Below are 16,183 nucleotides of genomic sequence, written 5' to 3' on the forward strand. Positions count from 1 at the left end.
GCTTCCTCCACAGCTTCTCCTCCACAGGGCACGTCTTTCGGAAGTTATCCACAACGATATCCCCTGATCAAGCAGTGAATGCGGGAGTCCACCCAGTGTCGGTGGCTGCTGTTTGACTTCTCGTATGACATCAACGATCCCGCTTCTCGAGCCCGACCCGTATGTGGTCGCGCTCGAGGAGGTCGCCGCCCTTGATCAGCAGATAGCCCGACTGTCTGCGGCCAGGGCCAGACGCGTCACCGACGCGAGAAACCACCTGCACAAGCAAGCACCGTCTGATCGCTCTACGGGCGGTCCGGTGTGGTCCACGGCCCGGGTCGAAAGGGTCGAGCTTTTCACTGAACTGGCGCAGCTCACTCGTCGCACTGAGTACCGGGCCGCGACGCTCGTCGACACCAGTACCGCGCTGGTCGACCTGCTGCCCGCAACGCTGGCTGCAGTCACTGCGGGTGCGTTGTCGTGGGAGCACGCCGAGGTCATCGCAAAGCATTCCGACGGCCTCGAAGGAGATGCGTTGGTGTCGTATGACGCTCGGCTCGCGGCGCTGGCGGCTCAGGTGAACCCGAAACAGCTCGACCGCAAGGCGAGAGCGCAGGTCGAGCTCTCCCAACCGTCCACCGCGGTCGAACGGGCCGAGAAAGCAGCGGCCACCCGCCGCATCTATGTCNCAGCTCGACCGCAAGGCGAGAGCGCAGGTCGAGCTCTCCCAACCGTCCACCGCGGTCGAACGGGCCGAGAAAGCAGCGGCCACCCGCCGCATCTATGTCGATCCCGGAGCCGATGGCATGGCGTATTTGACGCTGTTCGCGCCGGCGCCGGAGGTGCACGCGATCGCCGATCGGGCGGCGCGGCTCGCGGCCGGGCTCCGGGCGGGTGGTGACCCGCGCAGCATGGGGCACCTGAAACTCGATGTGCTCACCGATCTGATGCTCAACGGAGAGACCTCCATCCCCGGAGCCACCCGAGGAGTTCGGGGGCGGGTGCACATCATGGTTCCGGCGATGACAGTGCTCGGTGTTGGTGAGGAGGCCGCGATCCTCCGCGGTTATGGTCCGATCGACCCAGCCACGGCGGCGCAGTTGACGGCGGAGGCAACCTCNGATGACAGTGCTCGGTGTTGGTGAGGAGGCCGCGATCCTCCGCGGTTATGGTCCGATCGACCCAGCCACGGCGGCGCAGTTGACGGCGGAGGCAACCTCCTGGAGGCGCATCCTCACCGACCCCGTCACCGGACGAATCCTCACGACCGATCCCCGCGACTACCGGCCGACAGCACGCATGATCGACCACGCCCGGTTGGTGCATCCGACGTGTGTGTTTCCGGGGTGCACTGTTCCGTCGGAACAGGCGGATGTCGACCATACAGAAGACCATGCTTACGGAGGCAACACTATTCCCGAGAATCTCGCCCCGCTGAGTAGCCAGGCTCCTCAAGCAGGCTCAACAGAATTCGGGACCGAGTTNGCCCGGTTGGTGCATCCGACGTGTGTGTTTCCGGGGTGCACTGTTCCGTCGGAACAGGCGGATGTCGACCATACAGAAGACCATGCTTACGGAGGCAACACTGTTCCAGAGAACCTCGCGCCGCTGAGCCAGGGCCATCACAAGGTGAAGCACCACACGAGGTGGCAGATCGTGCAGAACGGTGACGATACCCTCACCGCCACGTCGCCAGCGGGCTACCGATACGTTATTCAGCCGGAGGGCAGGATGAAACCCGCACCGAAACAACTCATCGCAGCAACCGCAGCAAGGAACGCGGCTGCAAACGGAACAGAACCGCAAGACGACCTAGCCGACTGCCCCTTCTAAGAACTCGACCCGCACGCCGAACCAGAGGAGGAGTTCACGGACTGCCCCTTCTAGATCTGGCGTCACACGTGCGCGCTCTCCGGCACGTCGAAGGCCAGGAGCAGCGCGACAGCGCCGAGCAGCACCCCGGTCGTGCGTCGTTGCCAGATCGCCCAGCGGGGTCGCCGCGCGAGGAAGCTCGCGATGGATCCCGCAGCGATGACGATGAGCGCGTTCACGGTGAGGCTGACGACGATCTGCAGCAGACCGAGGGCGAGTCCCTGCAGGAGGGGGTGACCGCGTTGAGGATCGATGAACTGCGGAATGACGGTCAGGTACATGATCGCGACTTTGGGGTTGAGCAGATTGGTGATCAGGCCCATGCGAAAGAGGCGGCCGCCGCTGTCGCGCGGCAGATCGCGGACCTCGAAGACCCCGCGACCCGTGGGCCGCAGGGCTTGCCAGGCCAGGTATGCGAGATAGACGACGCCCGCCGCCTTGAGCCCGATGAACAGCAACGGAAGGGAGACGAAGACGACCGCCAGCCCCAGGTTCGCCATCAGCATGTAGACGATGAAACCCAGGCCCGTTCCTGCCAACGAGATCAGGCCGGCCCGACGCCCCTGGCTGACGCTGCGCGACGCGAGGTAGATCATGTTCGGGCCGGGGATGAGAACCATCGTCAGGGCCGTCAGGATCATGGCGACGGCTGCTGCCGCAGAGATGGGCGGAGCCAGTGCAGTAAAGGTCATATGCACACCATGATGTAATGCCTTTATGCATCTCAACCCTTACGGAGAGTACGCCGTTCTCCTCGCACAGTCGCTCGCGAATGACTGGCCGAGCAGCCGAGCGGGGGTCATCGAACGAACCCGGGAGTACGGCATGACGATGCCTTTTCCCGAACAGCCGCAGGACCACGCCCGTTGCCGCTCTGTGCTGGACACCTGGCTGACCGTCGTCGATGCGGCCACGCCAGACGTTCGGGCGGCGATCCTCAACGAGCAGATGGCCATCGCCTCGGCGTACCCCCGCTTGACCGACCACAACGGCGAGGGGTGGCACCTGCACTATCGCGAGGTCGACAACGACCTTCCGCGCGTCCTGCAAGCAGTCTTCATGGTCGGCACCGCTCTTCACCTGACCACTCGCGGAATGACACGCCTCGGGCGTTGCGCTGCGAACCCGTGCACGAACGTGGTCGTCGACGTGTCCCGCAACGGCACTCAGCGGTACTGCTCACCCCGGTGCGGAAGCCGAGACGCCGTCAGGCGCCATAGAGCCCGACAGCAACGCTCGTGAACGTCGCCCTCAGCTGATCAAGCGCGGCCCATCCGACTCTTCTCGGTGGCCACGAGGCTCACAGCGTGTTGCCGAGCTTGAAGCCCTCGACGGTGTCGTCTTTGCGGGTGTACGAGAACCCGTCCGCACCCACGGTCACCGCCATCTCGCTTGCATCGGTGCGGGCGACCACTGGCTGAGGGTTGCCGTCGAGATCGAGCACGAGGGATGCCTCGGTGTACCAGCTCGGCACCACCGCATTTCCCCACCAGTCGCGACGCTGGTTGTCGTGCACGTCCCAGGTCACGACCGGATTGTCGGGATCGCCCGTGTAGTAGTCCTGCGTGTAGATCTCGACCCGGTGGCCATCCGGGTCGGTGATGTAGAGGTAGAACGCGTTCGAGACGCCATGACGGCCGGGCCCGCGCTCGATCACGTCGCTCTTGCGCAGCGCCCCGAGCTTGTCGCAGATGTAGAGGATGTTGTGCTTCTCGTGCGTCGAGAACGCGATGTGGTGCATCCGTGGGCCGTCGCCGCCGGTGAGGGCGGTGTCGTGCACGGTGTCTTTGCGACGCAGCCAGGCCGCGTAGGTCACGCCGTCTTCGTCTTGGATGTCTTCGGTGACCCTGAAGCCGAGGTCTTCGAGGTACTTGCGCCCACGCGGCACGTCGGGGGTGACCTGGTTGAAGTGGTCGAGGCGAACGAGGGCGCCGGGGCCGTAGAGGTCGTAGCGCCAGGCGAGGCGCTCCACGTGCTCGACCGAGTAGAAGAACTCGTACGGAAAGCCGAGCGGATCGGTGACCCTCACCGAGTCGCCGATGCCGTTGACGAAACCGTCGCGCTTGCGCTCGGTGCGGCATCCGAGGGCCTGATACCAGGCCTCGGCACGGTCGACGTCTTCAGGCGTGCGCACCCGGTAGCTGAAGGCGGCGACGGCCGCGATCGGGCCTTTGCGCAGCACGAGGTTGTGGTGAATGAACTCCTCGAGACTGCGCAGGTAGATCGCATTCTCGTCCTCTTCTGTGACGACGAGACCCAGGATGTCGACATAGAACTCGCGCGACCGCGCCAGGTCGGTCACCACGATCTCCATGTAGGCGCAGCGCAGGATGTCGGGCGGAGTGAGTTCGGTGGGCGTGGGAACCGGTGTGGAATTCGTCATTGAATCGTCTTTCGTGAAAGGAGTGGTGAGGTCAGTGGGAGGCGGGGCTGTTCGCACCGAAGCGCGCGGTGTGAACGTCGCCGAGAGTGATGTGCACGGCCTGCTGGTCGGAGTAGAAGTCGAGCGAGCGGTAGCCGCCCTCGTGGCCGAGTCCCGAAGCCTTCACCCCGCCGAACGGGGTGCGCAGGTCGCGCACGTTATGAGAGTTGAGCCACACCATGCCCGAGTCGACGGCCTGGGCGAACACGTGTGCCCGCTCGAGATTCGAGGTCCAGATGTACGCGGCCAGGCCGTACTTGACGCCGTTGGCGAGCTCGAGCGCCTCTTCCTCGGTGTCGAACGGGGTGATCGCGACGACGGGGCCGAAGATCTCCTCTTGAAAGATGCGCGCATCCGGCTTCACATCGACGAAGACCGTGGGCTGCACGTAGTTGCCCGTGGGCAGGTGCTCGGGGCGCCCACCACCCGCGACCAAGCGACCCTCGTCCTTGCCGATCTCGACGTAGCTCATGACCTTCGCGAAGTGCTCGGGGTGCACGAGCGCCCCCACCTCGGTCTTCGGATCGTGCGGATCGCCCACCACGATGTTCTTCGCGCGCTCGGCGAATCGCGCCACGAAGTCGTCGTAGACGCTGCGCTCGACGAGGATGCGCGAGCCTGCGGTGCAGCGCTCTCCGTTCAGCGAGAACACGCCGAAGAGGGTCGAGTCGAGCGCGGCATCGAGGTCGGCGTCGGCGAAGATGACGGCCGGCGACTTTCCGCCGAGCTCCATCGACATGCCCTTGAGCGTCGGCGCGCAGTTCGCGAAGATCAGCTGCCCCGTCGAGCTCTCGCCCGTGAACGAGATCAGCTGCACGTCCGTGTGCTTGACGAGCGCGTCTCCCGCCTCTTCGCCGAGTCCGTTGACGAGGTTGAACACCCCATCGGGAACACCGGCCTCACGGAAGATGTCAGCCCACAGGCTCGCAGACAGAGGCGTGAACTCGGCGGGCTTCAGCACGACCGTGCAGCCGGAGGCGAGTGCCGGTGCCAGTTTCCAGCTCTCGAGCATAAAGGGCGTGTTCCACGGCGTGATGAGCCCGGCGACACCCTTCGGCTTGCGATTCACGTAGTTCAGCTGCCGACCCGGCACCTTGTAGGTGTCGTCGGACTGAGCGACGATCAAGTCGGCGAAGAAACGGAAGTTCTCGGCGGCACGCTGCGCCTGGCCGAGGGCCTGTGTGATCGGGAGGCCCGAGTCGAACGATTCCAACTCGGCGAGCCGGGCATCCCGCGACTCGACGATGTCGGCGATCTTGTTGAGCACGCGCGATCGTGCGCGCGGCAGCATCCGGGGCCAGGGGCCCTCGTCGAAGGCCGTGCGGGCGGCCGCGACGGCGAGGTCGATGTCGGCCTTCTGCCCGGCGGCGGCGGTGACGTAATTCTCGTTCGTCACCGGGTCGAGCACGTCGAAGGTCTCGCCGCCGACGCTGTCGACGAACTGGCCGCCGATGAAATGCTGGATGCGCTCGGGCAGGCCATCCGGAATGTGCTGTGTCGGCGTGGCCGGCTGGGCGCCTGCTGTCTCTGTCGTCATGGTCATCGTCCTTGATTCGCTTGGTGGTTGAGGAGCGCGTCGAGCGTTCCGGTTCGGTGGGCACGGGCGGCGAGCTCGATCTCGAGCGGATCGGCACCACTCTCTATCAGCTGCAGCAGACGCTCGTGCTCGTCGACCGACTCCTGCGCCCGGCCGGGCACGAAGCCGAAGATCGAGTCGCGCAGCACGGCGAGGCGCTTCCAGCCGCGGTGCACGAGGTCGAGGATGTGCGGATTGGGGCAGTGCTCGAAGATCACCGCGTGGAACTGCCGATTGAGCTCGGTGAAGCGATGAGGGTCGAAGTGGTCGAGACAGTCGCGCATCGCCGCGTTGATGTCGCGCGCCTCGATCAGGTCGAGCGCGGTGACGAACGGGGCCGACAGAGCGGTGGCCCTGCCCTCGACGAGGCTCAGCGTCTCCATCGTGTAGAAGTATTCGCGCTCGTCGACCATCGCCACCTGGGCTCCGACATTGCGCTCGAACGTCACCGCACCCTCGGCCTCGAGGCGGCGGATCGCCTCGCGTACCGGCACCACGCTCACCTCGAGCTGCTTGGCGATCTGGCCGAGCACGAGCCGGAACCCGGGAGTGTAGTTTCCGTTCTCGATGCGCTCCTTGATGAAGCGGTACGCGAGTTCGGACTTGCTCTCGGTCACGATCTCGCCGTTCGCAGGTTCACTCGGCACGGCTCTCGCCCTTCGCATCGGCGTACTTCTTCTTCCACGCGGCGTTCATCGGGTAGAGGCCGTCGACCGGCTCGCCGGCCGCGACCTGCTCGGCGATGTACTCCTCTTCGCGCTCCTGCTCGATGGCGGCTTCGACGACCTCGTCGACGAGCTGCGGCGGAATGACCAGCACGCCGTCGCCGTCGCCCACGATCACATCGCCCGGCTGCACCGCGGCGCCGCCGCAGGCGATGGTCACGTCGACGTCCCACGGAACATGCCGTCGACCGAGAACAGCCGGATGCGCGCCCTGCGAATACGCCGGGATGCCGAGAGCGGCGACCGCGGCGATGTCGCGGATGCCGCCGTCGGTCACGATTCCGGCGGCGCCACGCACCTGGGCGCGCAGGGCCAGGATGTCGCCGACCGTTCCCGTGCCGGCTTCTCCGCGCGCCTCGATGACGAGCACGTCGCCGGGGTTCAGCCCGTCGAACGCGCGCTTCTGCGCGTTGTAGCCGCCGCCGTGGCTGGCGAACAGATCGGGTCGGGCGGGGATGAAGCGCAGGGTGCGGGCGCGCCCGATCATCTTCTCTTCCGGGTGCAGCGGCAGCACACCGTCGATGGAGACGTCGTCGAAGCCCTTCTTGCGCAACTGCGAGCTCAGCGTCGCGGTGGCCACCGAGGCGAGCTTGGCGCGTCGCTCCTCGGTGAGCTGCCACGCCGGTTCGAGCCCCGCCTCCTCCGGGCTGCCCCACGCTTCGGCGCGCTGCAGATCGTCGATCTTCGGGCCGGCGCCGAAGGCTCCCGGCTCGGAGTCGCCCTGCACCACCCGCGTCACGAGATGTCCTGTGCTCGGCGCGCCCGGCGCATCCGGTGCATCGACCTCGACCTCGACGGTCTGCCCGGGCACGACGACGCTCGACCCGGCCGGGGTGCCCGAGAGGATCACGTCGCCGGGCTCGAGGGTGATGAGTTGCGAGAGATCGGCCACCAGCTGGGCGAGCGGAAACACGAGTTCGGCTGTCGTGTCGCTCTGCACGAGCTCGCCGTCGACCCAGGTGCGGATGCGCAGGGCGGCGGGATCGACGGATCGTGCGTCGATGAGGTTCGGGCCGAGCGGGGTGAACCCGTCGCCGCCCTTGGAGCGGAGGTTCGATCCCTTGTCGGCGTAGCGCAGGTCGTAGACGCCGAAATCGTTGGCCGCGGTGACGGCGGCGACGTGCGCCCAGGCATCGGTCTGCGTCACGCCGCGAGCGCTCGTGCCGATCACCAGGGCGATCTCTCCCTCGAAGGCGAGCAGCTCGGTGCCGGCGGGGCGCTCGATGACGCCGCTCGAGGCCACGGAGGTGCTGGGCTTGACGAAGTAGGAGGGCTGCGCCGGCGTGCGTCCGCGTTGCGCGATACGGCTCGGGTAGTTGAGGTGCAGCGCGATGACCTTGCCGGGGCGCTGAGCTCCGGTGGAGTCGTAGGGGGTCACGAGCGCCTCGGACGGGACTTCTTCGTACGTCATGGAAGGATCGTATACGATAAGATCAACGATGCAAACCCTCGTGGTCGTGCCAGCATAAGAAGCGGCCCGCGCGAGGATCGAGAAGAGACGAGAATGTCATGCTCGACGACACGACGATCGCTGCGATCGCCGACGAATTGGTTGAGGCGGCACGCACCCGCACTCCCGTTCCGCGGCTGACCGCCCGCTACCCCGACATGACCATCGAGGATTCGTATGCCGTGCAGTCGCTCTGGCGTTCGCGCAACGAGGCAGCAGGCCGATGCCTCGTCGGCCATAAGATCGGCCTCACCTCGAAGGCCATGCAGGCGGCCACCGGCATCACCGAGCCCGACTACGGACTCATCTTCGACGACATGGTGCTCGAGAGCGGCACGGTTCTCGACTGGGGCGTGTACTCGCATCCGCGGGTCGAGGTCGAGCTCGCGTTCCGCCTGAAGGCCGATCTCACCGGCCCAGACTGCTCGCTGTTCGACGTACTCGCGGCCACCGAATACGTCGTGCCCGCGCTCGAGATCCTCGACTCGCGCATCGAGATGGAGGGCCGCACGATCGTCGACACCATCAGCGACAACGCCGCCATGGGCGTGATGGTCGTCGGCGGTCGCCCGGTGCGCCCCGACGAAATCGATCTGCGCTGGGCGGGCGCCATGCTCTATCGCAACGAGGGCATCGAAGAGACCGGACTCGCGGGCGGCGTACTCAACAACCCCGCCAACGGCGTGGCCTGGCTCGCCAACAAGATTCACCCGCACGGCGACACCCTCAAGGCGGGCGAGCTCATCCTCGCCGGCTCGTTCACTCGCCCGATGTGGGTGTACGCAGGCGACTCGGTGTTCGCCGACTATGGCCCGCTCGGGGTGGTGACATGCCGATTCCAGTGAGCCCCATAGATCCGGATGCCGGCTTCGCCGCCGCCCTCGGCTCCCACAGCCGGCCGCTCGCCGGCATGTGGGTCTGCAGCGGCAGCCCGCTGATCGCCGAGCTGTGCGCGGGGTCTGGACTGGACTGGCTGCTCATCGACGCCGAGCACACGCCGAACAGCCTCGAATCCCTGCTCGCCCAGCTGCAGGCCGTACACGGCTACCCGATCCTTCCGGTCGTGCGACCGCCGGTGCTCGATCCGGTGATCATCAAGCAGTACCTCGACATCGGCGCCCAGACGCTGCTCGTTCCCATGGTCGACACGGCGGAGCTCGCCGACCTCGCCGTGCGCAGCGTGCACTACCCGCCCCGCGGCATCCGGGGCGTGGGATCGGCCCTTGCTCGCGCCTCGCGCTGGAACCGCACCGACGACTACCTCGCCACCGCCGCGTCGCGCATCTCGGTGATCGTTCAGATCGAGTCGGTCGCGGCCGTCGAGAACATCGATTCGATCCTCGCTGTCGACGGCATCGCCGGCATCTTCCTGGGCCCCTCCGACCTCGCCGCCTCGATGGGCGTGCTCGGCCAGCAAGATCACCCGGATGTCATCGCCGCAGTCGAGCGCTGCATCGCTGCAGCCGTCGCGGCCGGGGTGCCGGCGGGCGTCAACGCCTTCGCCGAGCCGCTCGCGCGTCGCTACCTGTCTGCCGGTGCGTCATTCATTCTGGTCGGCGCCGATGTCGCGCTGCTCGCACGCGCCTCGGAGGGCTTGGCGGCGAAGTATGTCTCGGCGGAGCCAGACGAGAACCGCGCCAGCTACTGACTCGAGACCGGGAGCATCGCGCCCGCGAAGAACTTCGAGAGCTCGTCGCGAGCCGTGAGCGGCAGCACGTGGGCCACGTACTGATCGGGGCGAACCACCACGACACACCCCTCTGATGCAGAGATACCCCGCTCGGCGAAGATGCTGCGCTCCGGCGCGGCCGCGTAGACCTTCTCGTAGTCGATCAGGCCAAACGGTCCGGTCCGCGGCAGGAACACCGTCGGCACCGCGGCGATGTCGACGTCGACGTGGGCCTCGGGGTACACGACCTTCACGTCGAAGACGCCATCGAACTCGACGCCGGGTGCGACGTGTCGAACGAGGGGTGACTCCGGTGCACGCTCCAGCCACTCGGCCCACGCGGCCAGGGTTTCGCGACCGCCATCCGCCTGTGCGGCCGGAAAGGCGTACAGCCTCCATCGGCCATCGGCCTGGGCGTGGTGCCCGAGGTGAAGGGGGTTTCCGTCGGCCACGCGAACGACCGGGGCGGACTTGAAGCGCTTACCGAGGGGAAAGCCCTCGGCCAGGCCCTGGTGCGCGGAGTCGCCGATCAGCATCGACGGCTCGTACTGGGTCATGAAGCCGGCCGGGAATTCGATCGTGCGAACGTAGAACTCGGCGAGCTCTTCGGGGTTCTCGAACTCCTCCGGCTTCTTGGCCATCAGCGTCGACCACTCCTTGTCGAAGTCGATCAGGTTCTTCGCGATGACCTGCCTCTCTTCGGAGTACGTCTTCAACAGCTCCTCCGACGCGCGGCCGGTCAGTACGTGCGCGAGCTTCCAGCCGAGATTGAAGCCGTCCTGCATCGAGACGTTCATGCCCTGCCCGGCCTTCGCGCTGTGGGTGTGGCAGGCGTCACCCGTGATGAAGACGTGCGGGCTGCGATCGTCGCCCTCGGGCACCTCGTCGAACTTGTCGGTGAGCCGGTGGCCGACCTCGTAGACGCTGTACCAGGCCACGTCTTTCACATCGAGCGTGTACGGATGCAGGATGGAGTTCGCCTTCTCGATCGCCGTCTCGACCGTGGTTGTGCGCACCGCGCCGTTGTCGCCCGCGGCCACCTCGCCGAGGTCGACGTACATACGAAAGAGGTGCCCACCCTCGCGGGGGATGTGCAGGATGCTGCCCGACTGCGATTGGATCGCGCACTTGGTGCGGATGTCGGGAAAGTCGGTGACGGCCAGCGTGTCCATCACGGCCCACGCGTGCGCGGCCGAGGCGCCCACGAGCTTGCGGCCGATCGCCTCGCGCACACCGCTGCGGGCGCCATCGCATCCGACCACGTACTTGGCGCGCACCTGCCTCGTCTGCCCGGCGCGCTCGCCCGCGGTCTCACGAAGGGTGACCAGCACCGGATACTCGGCCTCGTCGTCGACCACAAGCGTCACGAACTCGAAGCCGTAGTCGATGTCCATGCGGGCCGGCGCGTTGCGTGCCACCTCGGCGAAGTAGTCGAGCACACGGGCCTGATTCACGATGAGGTGGGGAAACTCGCTTACCCCGGTCGCGTCGTCGACCGCGCGGGCCGAGCGATGGATGCGGCTCGGGTCAGTGGGGTCGGGCGACCAGAAGGTCATCTCGCTGATCTGGTAGGCCTCGGCGGTGATCCGGTCGGCGAAACCGAAGGCCTGAAAGGTCTCGACACTGCGGGCCTGGATGCCGTCGGCCTGGCCGATGGCCAGCCGCTCGGGCCGGCGCTCGACGATGCGGGCGTCGATGTCGGGGAACTGCGCGAGCTGAGCGGCGAGGATCATGCCCGCGGGCCCCGATCCGACGATCAGCACGTCGACCTGGTCTGGCAGCTCGCTCGGTCGATTCAGCCCTACACCGGCAGCGGGCGCGATGCGGGGATCGCCGGATACGTAACCATGGTGGTGGAATTGCATGAGATGCTGCTCCGTCTTCATTGACCGGGCCATCGCCGGCCTTGTTCCGCCGGATGGGTTCGTTCTATAATCGAACGCAGTGTTCGATTATCGTTCGCTGGAGCGTAGCGCGACACTCGTGCCGACGCAATCATCTCGATCCCGGGAGCAGCATGAGCACCCTCGACTCCGCGGCCGGCTCGGTCTCGCAGACCCTTGATCGCGGAATCCGCATCCTGGAATTACTGGCCGATGCCCGCCGCCCGCAGAGCATTGACGACATCGCCGCAGCCCTCGAGGTGCATCGCTCGGTGGCCTACCGGCTCATCCGAACGCTCGAAGCGCACGGTCTCGTGGTGCGAGAGACGTCGGGCCGACTGCAGCTCGGTGCGCGTCTGGCCGCCCTGGCCGCCGGCGTCGCGCACGATCTGCAGGCCGAGGCCCTACCCGAACTCACGGCAGCCGCGAACGATCTCGGCATGACGTGCTTCCTCGTCGTGCTCGACCGCGACGAGTGTGTGACGCTCACGAGCATCGAGCCGCGACACGCGGTGGCGACGGTCGCTCAGCGGCCAGGCACGCGGCATCCGGTCACCGTCGGAGCGCCGGGCAAGGCCATACTCGCCCAGCTGCCCGAACGGGACTGGCCGACGGGAGTCGACGAGGCGCTGGCCACCGAGGTGCGCGAGGCCGCCACGAGACGCTGGGCGGAGAGCCAGAACGAGGTCATCTCGAGCCTGCACGCCGTGGCGGTTCCCCTGTCGATCCGTGGGCGCGCACCCGCCGCGATCGCCGCGGTATACCTGCCGAACGGTCACGAGGCGGCGGCCGTGGCCGAGCGGCTCACCCGATCCGCGAGCGCGGTTCGCGCCGCGCTCGGTGCCTGACGAGGCCTACCGCGGCGTCGCGCGGGCTCGTTCCGCCTCGATGAGGCGCTCGAACGCCTCGGCGTAGCTCACGCGCACCCGCTCCCATGAGGCGCCCATGTCGATCAGCGTCGGGTCGTCGATCGGCAGCGCGTAGCCCGCCTGGGCGTGCGGCACCGGGTCGCCGGGAAGGACGAGGGTCTGGATGTAGGCACCCGTGTCGACGTTGAAGGTCAGCGTGTGCGACGCCACATTGCGGTCCCAGTCATCCGACGGCCACGACAGGAATGAGACGTGCTGGGGAGGCATGCCGTCGCCGAGCGGAGTGGCCGAGACGTAGCTTCCGTAGTGCTCCTCACCCGGAGAGAGGATCTTGTATGCGCCGTTGTCGAGGTAGATGAGCAGAGCCTCGGGAAAGGGTTTGGGCCCGTACATCGCGGTGTAGCGGAAGGCCTGCGCGAAGACGGGCTTACCGAGCGGCACGGCGACCGACGAAGCGCCCGACTGGGGAGTGGCCGCTGAAGCCTTCTCGCCCGGGGCCGGGCACGGCACGGCAGCCTCGGAGCCTGCCGGGATGTGCGACAAGAAGAGAAGCTCGGCCTCGGCGTCGCCCGTGCTGTTCGCGATGTGGGCGATGTCGGGCTTCTCGACGAGCGGCGTCGCGATCTCGAAGATGCTGTCGCGATCCGCGGTCGAGTGGCTGATGGCGCCGCGCACCAGAAAGCCCGTCTGCCAGCCGTCGTGATAGTGCCATCCGGTCGACGTGCCGCTGGGAAGCACGACGCGACGCACCTCGAACCGGCTTCCATCGGGACTCTGGATGCTGGCGATAATCTCAGTCGACGGCGATTCCGGTTCGTTCACGAACGCTCCCTGTCTGCTTCGCGTCGAGGCGATGCCGTCGACGGTGGGGCCGCTCCTCGCGGGCAGTTCATTTTCGGGGGCTGTCCTGGCCGAAGCCTGACATCGCGGCTCTCAGCACACACCGGGCGCACCGACACCGTGTGTTCACGTCTACGACAGCGGCCGGTCACGTGGGCGACATAGCCTTCGCCTGTCGTGAACGCGACCACCCGTCTCGCGCCACCTGCTTACCCCTGCGTGCGCGACCTTCCCGCACAGGATTCCGATGCTGACCAAGACCCCCTTCTCCGCGAGCTCCCGAGCTCGATCCCGCACACTCCTCGTCGCCGCGAGCACACTCGTCCTGGTGCTTGCGGGTTCGGCGGCACCCGCCTTGGCGGCATCCGGTACCGACACGGGCACCGACCCCGCATCGGACCGCACGTACTACAGCAGCAAGACGCCCTACGTGCCGCAGCAGACACCCGCCGAGCTGCAGGCGCCACCGGTCGGATTCGTGCCCGTCTACACGGAGTCGGTGGCCCGCCACGGATCGCGAGCGCTGTCGAGCTTCAAGTACGACTCGCTGACCACACAGGTCTGGGAGCAGGCTCGTTCGGAGGGCGCTCTCACCGAGCTGGGCAGCACCCTCGGCCCCGAAGTGCAGAAGCTGACGGCCGCGAACCAGAAGCTCGGCTACGGCAACCTCACCGGCCAGGGCGCGACCCAGCACCGCGGCATCGGCAGCAGGGTCGTCGAGCGGCTCCCCACGCTGTTCGCGGGCATCGATGCCGGAACGGACACCGTAGCCGTCGAGAGCTCGGGCGAGGCCAGGGCCACGGCATCCGGCAAGGCATTCGAGAAGGGCATGGAGCAGGCCGACCCGCTGATCGCCTCCCACCTGCCCGCCGCCATCGCGAAGCGCCCCGACACCCTCTACTTTCACAAAGAAGACATCAACGCCGACTACCAGGAGTACGCCGAAAGCGCGAAGGTCAGCGACGCGGTCGACGCCATCTACGACCAGCCCCGCAGCCACGAGGCCTCGCGTGAGGTGCTCGAGCGGCTATACACACCCGCGTTCGTCGACCGGCTCGCGGCCGGCGCCTACCACTTCGTGGACGGCGGCGACGGCAAGACGACCGTCGACAACGAGGTCGACGCGGCAATGATGCTCTACAACCTCTACATCATCGCGCCCGACATGGCCGAGGAGGTGCAGGTCGACTTCGACCGCTACTTCGCCGGTGCAGACGCCGAGTGGTTCGCGTACCTGCTCGACTCCGACGACTTCTACGGCAAGGGCCCCGCCTTCGCGGGAAGCGACATCACCTACAAGATGGCTACGCCCCTGCTCACCGATTTTCTCGACTCGATCGACGCGCGGCTCGCCGGCTCCACCACGGCGGCGACCTTCCGCTTCGCCCACGCCGAGACGATCATCCCGTTCGCGGCGCTGATCGGCCTGCCCGGCTCGACCCAGCCCGTGACACCGGATGCGCCGTATTCATACGCCACGAACGCCTGGCGCGGCGAGACAGTCACCCCCATGGCGGCGAACGTGCAGTGGGACGTCTTTCGAGACGCCAGCGGTCGCGCCATCGTGCGCATGCTCTACAACGAGCGCGAGATCGCCTTCCGCTCTAGCTGCACACCGATCGCCCCCGGCTCCCTCTTCTACGACGTGAGCGAGGTGCGCCGCTGCATCACGGGGCAGGTCGCGGATGCCTCCGTCGCTCCCCCGAGCGCGATCTCCGATCCGGCCGCCCCCGCGGCAGGCGGCACGAATGGCTCTGCCACTCTCGCGGCGACGGGCGAGGATGCGACGCAGCGCGATCTGCTCATCGGCTTCGCCGTCGCTCTGCTCGCCGCCGGTGCGATCGTGCTGCGCAGAAACCGGAGGCACCACACGCGTCCGACACCGGCTAATGTGCATGGGCATGACGTCATCGCGTTCTCGGGGCCGCGGGGAGGCACATCCCCGCTCCGGTGATGCACGCTCGACGCCCGTCGTCGCCGGTCGCCCGGCCCGTCGATGGTTCGTCACGGCCGTCGTTGCGGTCGTGCTCCTGCTCGGCGTCTACATCGTCGCCGTGCTCACACCGTGGGGACAGCACTGGGAGAACTCGGCACTGACGGGCTCCGACCGGGCCTCGCCCGAGGAACAGGCGCAGGCTCTGGATGCCCTGGCGGCGATTCAGATCTGGTCACTGGCTGCTGCCCTCGCCGCGATAGCGGTGATCGGCCTGCTCAGGCGTCAGGCACGCACAACAGTCATCGCCCTCGCCGTCGTCCTCGCTGGCGCCGGGGGTACGGAGGCGCTGAAGCGCTGGATTCTGCCGCGCCCGGATCTCGTTGAGGCACCCGTCGATCTCGTTCAGAACAGCTTTCCGAGCGGACACACGGCCATCGCGATGACCACGATGGTGGCGGTGTTTCTCGTCGTGCCCTACCGGTGGCGCGGCTGGGCGATGTTCGTCGTCATGACGTGGGCGACCAGCATCGGGCAGTACACCGTCACCGCGCACTGGCACCGATTGTCAGACACCGTCGGTGCTGATCTCATCGCGGTGATCCTCGGCAGCATCGCGGCCTTCTGGCTGCACCGTCGACGGCTCGTGCGCGTCGTTGTCGCGCGTCGGTACGGCGGACGGGTCGTCTACGTCGTCGTGACAGCGGTTCTGGGAACCCTCTCTCTGGGGCTGGGAGCGCTTCTGGTCTGGGTGTCGATCAACCAGGAGATCTCCGGCGGTTCGGGCGATCACAACGCATTCCTGGCCACGCAGGTATTGGCAGGCGCCTTCTCGACCGCTGCAGCGCTGGTCTACTGGGCGACGTGGCATCGGCTCGAGGTCGCCTAGCCCACACCCTGCCTCTGTGCGCTGCTGGCCGTGGATACACAAAAACCCGCTTGGCCAGAACAGCCGAGCGGGTTTC

General features: G+C 67.0%; 14 protein-coding genes and 1 pseudogene. 8 read left to right on the forward strand and 7 right to left on the reverse strand.

The features are described from left to right. Positions 1-124: 124 nt before the first annotated feature. Positions 125-667: DUF222 domain-containing protein (locus ASE64_RS17330; protein ID WP_235480493.1), on the forward strand; the 543-nt coding region annotated here is incomplete at its 3' end. A 1-nt stretch (position 668) separates the two neighbouring features. Further along, positions 669-880, forward strand: a pseudogene (locus ASE64_RS17925) (hypothetical protein); the annotation flags it as partial. 994 nt (positions 881-1,874) lie between these two features. On the opposite strand, the gene ASE64_RS04965 reads toward ASE64_RS17925, so the two are convergent. Beyond that, positions 1,875-2,543 carry a LysE family translocator gene (locus ASE64_RS04965; RefSeq protein WP_055776654.1) on the reverse strand — a complete coding sequence of 223 codons (669 nt, stop codon included), beginning with the start codon at positions 2,541-2,543 and terminating at the stop codon, positions 1,875-1,877. A gap of 25 nt (positions 2,544-2,568) precedes the next feature. Here ASE64_RS04965 and ASE64_RS04970 point away from each other — a divergent pair, with 25 nt between their 5' ends. Then, the gene (locus ASE64_RS04970; RefSeq protein ID WP_055776658.1) at positions 2,569-3,093 is read left to right on the forward strand and encodes a CGNR zinc finger domain-containing protein; all 525 of its coding nucleotides are present in this window, start codon (positions 2,569-2,571) and stop codon (positions 3,091-3,093) included. A gap of 58 nt (positions 3,094-3,151) precedes the next feature. On the opposite strand, the gene hpaD is transcribed toward ASE64_RS04970, so the two are convergent. The 4 genes from hpaD to ASE64_RS04990 are packed head-to-tail and all read right to left on the reverse strand — an operon-like array spanning position 3,152 to position 7,985. After that, positions 3,152-4,234, reverse strand: a complete 1,083-nt coding sequence (gene hpaD, locus ASE64_RS04975; protein ID WP_055776662.1) for a 3,4-dihydroxyphenylacetate 2,3-dioxygenase — start codon at positions 4,232-4,234, stop codon at positions 3,152-3,154. A 31-nt stretch (positions 4,235-4,265) separates the two neighbouring features. Further along, positions 4,266-5,816, reverse strand: a complete 1,551-nt coding sequence (gene hpaE, locus ASE64_RS04980; protein ID WP_442853826.1) for a 5-carboxymethyl-2-hydroxymuconate semialdehyde dehydrogenase — start codon at positions 5,814-5,816, stop codon at positions 4,266-4,268. Continuing rightward, on the reverse strand, positions 5,813-6,496 hold the full coding sequence (locus ASE64_RS04985) for a GntR family transcriptional regulator (RefSeq protein WP_235480494.1): 684 nt from the start codon (positions 6,494-6,496) through the stop codon (positions 5,813-5,815). Before ASE64_RS04985 ends, hpaE begins: the two co-directional genes overlap by 4 nt. Continuing rightward, positions 6,486-7,985 carry a fumarylacetoacetate hydrolase family protein gene (locus tag ASE64_RS04990; RefSeq protein ID WP_082465900.1) on the reverse strand — a complete coding sequence of 500 codons (1,500 nt, stop codon included), beginning with the start codon at positions 7,983-7,985 and terminating at the stop codon, positions 6,486-6,488. Before ASE64_RS04990 ends, ASE64_RS04985 begins: the two co-directional genes overlap by 11 nt. 98 nt (positions 7,986-8,083) lie before the next feature. Between ASE64_RS04990 and hpaH the strand changes: the two genes are divergently transcribed. Then, entirely contained in the window at positions 8,084-8,869 is a 786-nt protein-coding gene (hpaH, locus tag ASE64_RS04995) for a 2-oxo-hept-4-ene-1,7-dioate hydratase (RefSeq protein WP_055776670.1), read from the forward strand. Then, complete coding sequence (locus ASE64_RS05000) at positions 8,854-9,672, forward strand: HpcH/HpaI aldolase family protein (RefSeq protein ID WP_235480495.1); 819 nt, start codon at positions 8,854-8,856, stop codon at positions 9,670-9,672. The genes hpaH and ASE64_RS05000 overlap by 16 nt, the downstream gene beginning before the upstream one ends. Here ASE64_RS05000 and ASE64_RS05005 read toward each other — a convergent pair. Beyond that, entirely contained in the window at positions 9,666-11,558 is a 1,893-nt protein-coding gene (locus tag ASE64_RS05005) for an FAD-binding monooxygenase (protein WP_055777500.1), read from the reverse strand. The two genes, ASE64_RS05000 and ASE64_RS05005, sit on opposite strands and share 7 nt — an antisense overlap. Positions 11,559-11,710: 152 nt before the next feature. Between ASE64_RS05005 and ASE64_RS05010 the strand changes: the two genes are divergently transcribed. Then, positions 11,711-12,424 (forward strand): IclR family transcriptional regulator, encoded by a 714-nt coding sequence (locus ASE64_RS05010; RefSeq protein ID WP_055776673.1) that lies wholly within the window; start codon positions 11,711-11,713, stop codon positions 12,422-12,424. 6 nt (positions 12,425-12,430) lie between these two features. On the opposite strand, the gene ASE64_RS17755 is transcribed toward ASE64_RS05010, so the two are convergent. After that, complete coding sequence (locus tag ASE64_RS17755) at positions 12,431-13,267, reverse strand: cupin domain-containing protein (RefSeq protein WP_235480496.1); 837 nt, start codon at positions 13,265-13,267, stop codon at positions 12,431-12,433. A 265-nt stretch (positions 13,268-13,532) separates the two neighbouring features. On the opposite strand from ASE64_RS17755, the gene ASE64_RS05020 reads away from it, so the two are divergent. Both ASE64_RS05020 and ASE64_RS05025 read left to right on the forward strand, forming a co-directional pair. Then, positions 13,533-15,239 (forward strand): histidine-type phosphatase, encoded by a 1,707-nt coding sequence (locus ASE64_RS05020; protein WP_082465901.1) that lies wholly within the window; start codon positions 13,533-13,535, stop codon positions 15,237-15,239. Further along, positions 15,187-16,107, forward strand: a complete 921-nt coding sequence (locus ASE64_RS05025; RefSeq protein ID WP_082465952.1) for a phosphatase PAP2 family protein — start codon at positions 15,187-15,189, stop codon at positions 16,105-16,107. Before ASE64_RS05020 ends, ASE64_RS05025 begins: the two co-directional genes overlap by 53 nt. The last annotated feature ends 76 nt before the right edge of the window (positions 16,108-16,183 follow it).

The sequence above is a fragment of the Agreia sp. Leaf210 genome (genome assembly GCF_001421485.1).
In the GTDB taxonomy this organism is placed as follows: Bacteria; Actinomycetota; Actinomycetes; order Actinomycetales; family Microbacteriaceae; genus Agreia.

Coding starts and splice junctions, on each gene's coding strand:
- ASE64_RS04965 (WP_055776654.1), bottom strand. CDS start 2,543: ATGACCTTTACTGCACTGGCTCCGCCCATCTCTGCGGCAGCAGCCGTC.
- ASE64_RS04970 (WP_055776658.1), top strand. CDS start 2,569: ATGCATCTCAACCCTTACGGAGAGTACGCCGTTCTCCTCGCACAGTCG.
- hpaD (WP_055776662.1), bottom strand. CDS start 4,234: ATGACGAATTCCACACCGGTTCCCACGCCCACCGAACTCACTCCGCCC.
- hpaE (WP_442853826.1), bottom strand. CDS start 5,816: ATGACCATGACGACAGAGACAGCAGGCGCCCAGCCGGCCACGCCGACA.
- ASE64_RS04990 (WP_082465900.1), bottom strand. CDS start 7,985: ATGACGTACGAAGAAGTCCCGTCCGAGGCGCTCGTGACCCCCTACGAC.
- hpaH (WP_055776670.1), top strand. CDS start 8,084: ATGCTCGACGACACGACGATCGCTGCGATCGCCGACGAATTGGTTGAG.
- ASE64_RS05000 (WP_235480495.1), top strand. CDS start 8,854: ATGCCGATTCCAGTGAGCCCCATAGATCCGGATGCCGGCTTCGCCGCC.
- ASE64_RS05005 (WP_055777500.1), bottom strand. CDS start 11,558: ATGCAATTCCACCACCATGGTTACGTATCCGGCGATCCCCGCATCGCG.
- ASE64_RS05010 (WP_055776673.1), top strand. CDS start 11,711: ATGAGCACCCTCGACTCCGCGGCCGGCTCGGTCTCGCAGACCCTTGAT.
- ASE64_RS05020 (WP_082465901.1), top strand. CDS start 13,533: ATGCTGACCAAGACCCCCTTCTCCGCGAGCTCCCGAGCTCGATCCCGC.
- ASE64_RS05025 (WP_082465952.1), top strand. CDS start 15,187: ATGACGTCATCGCGTTCTCGGGGCCGCGGGGAGGCACATCCCCGCTCC.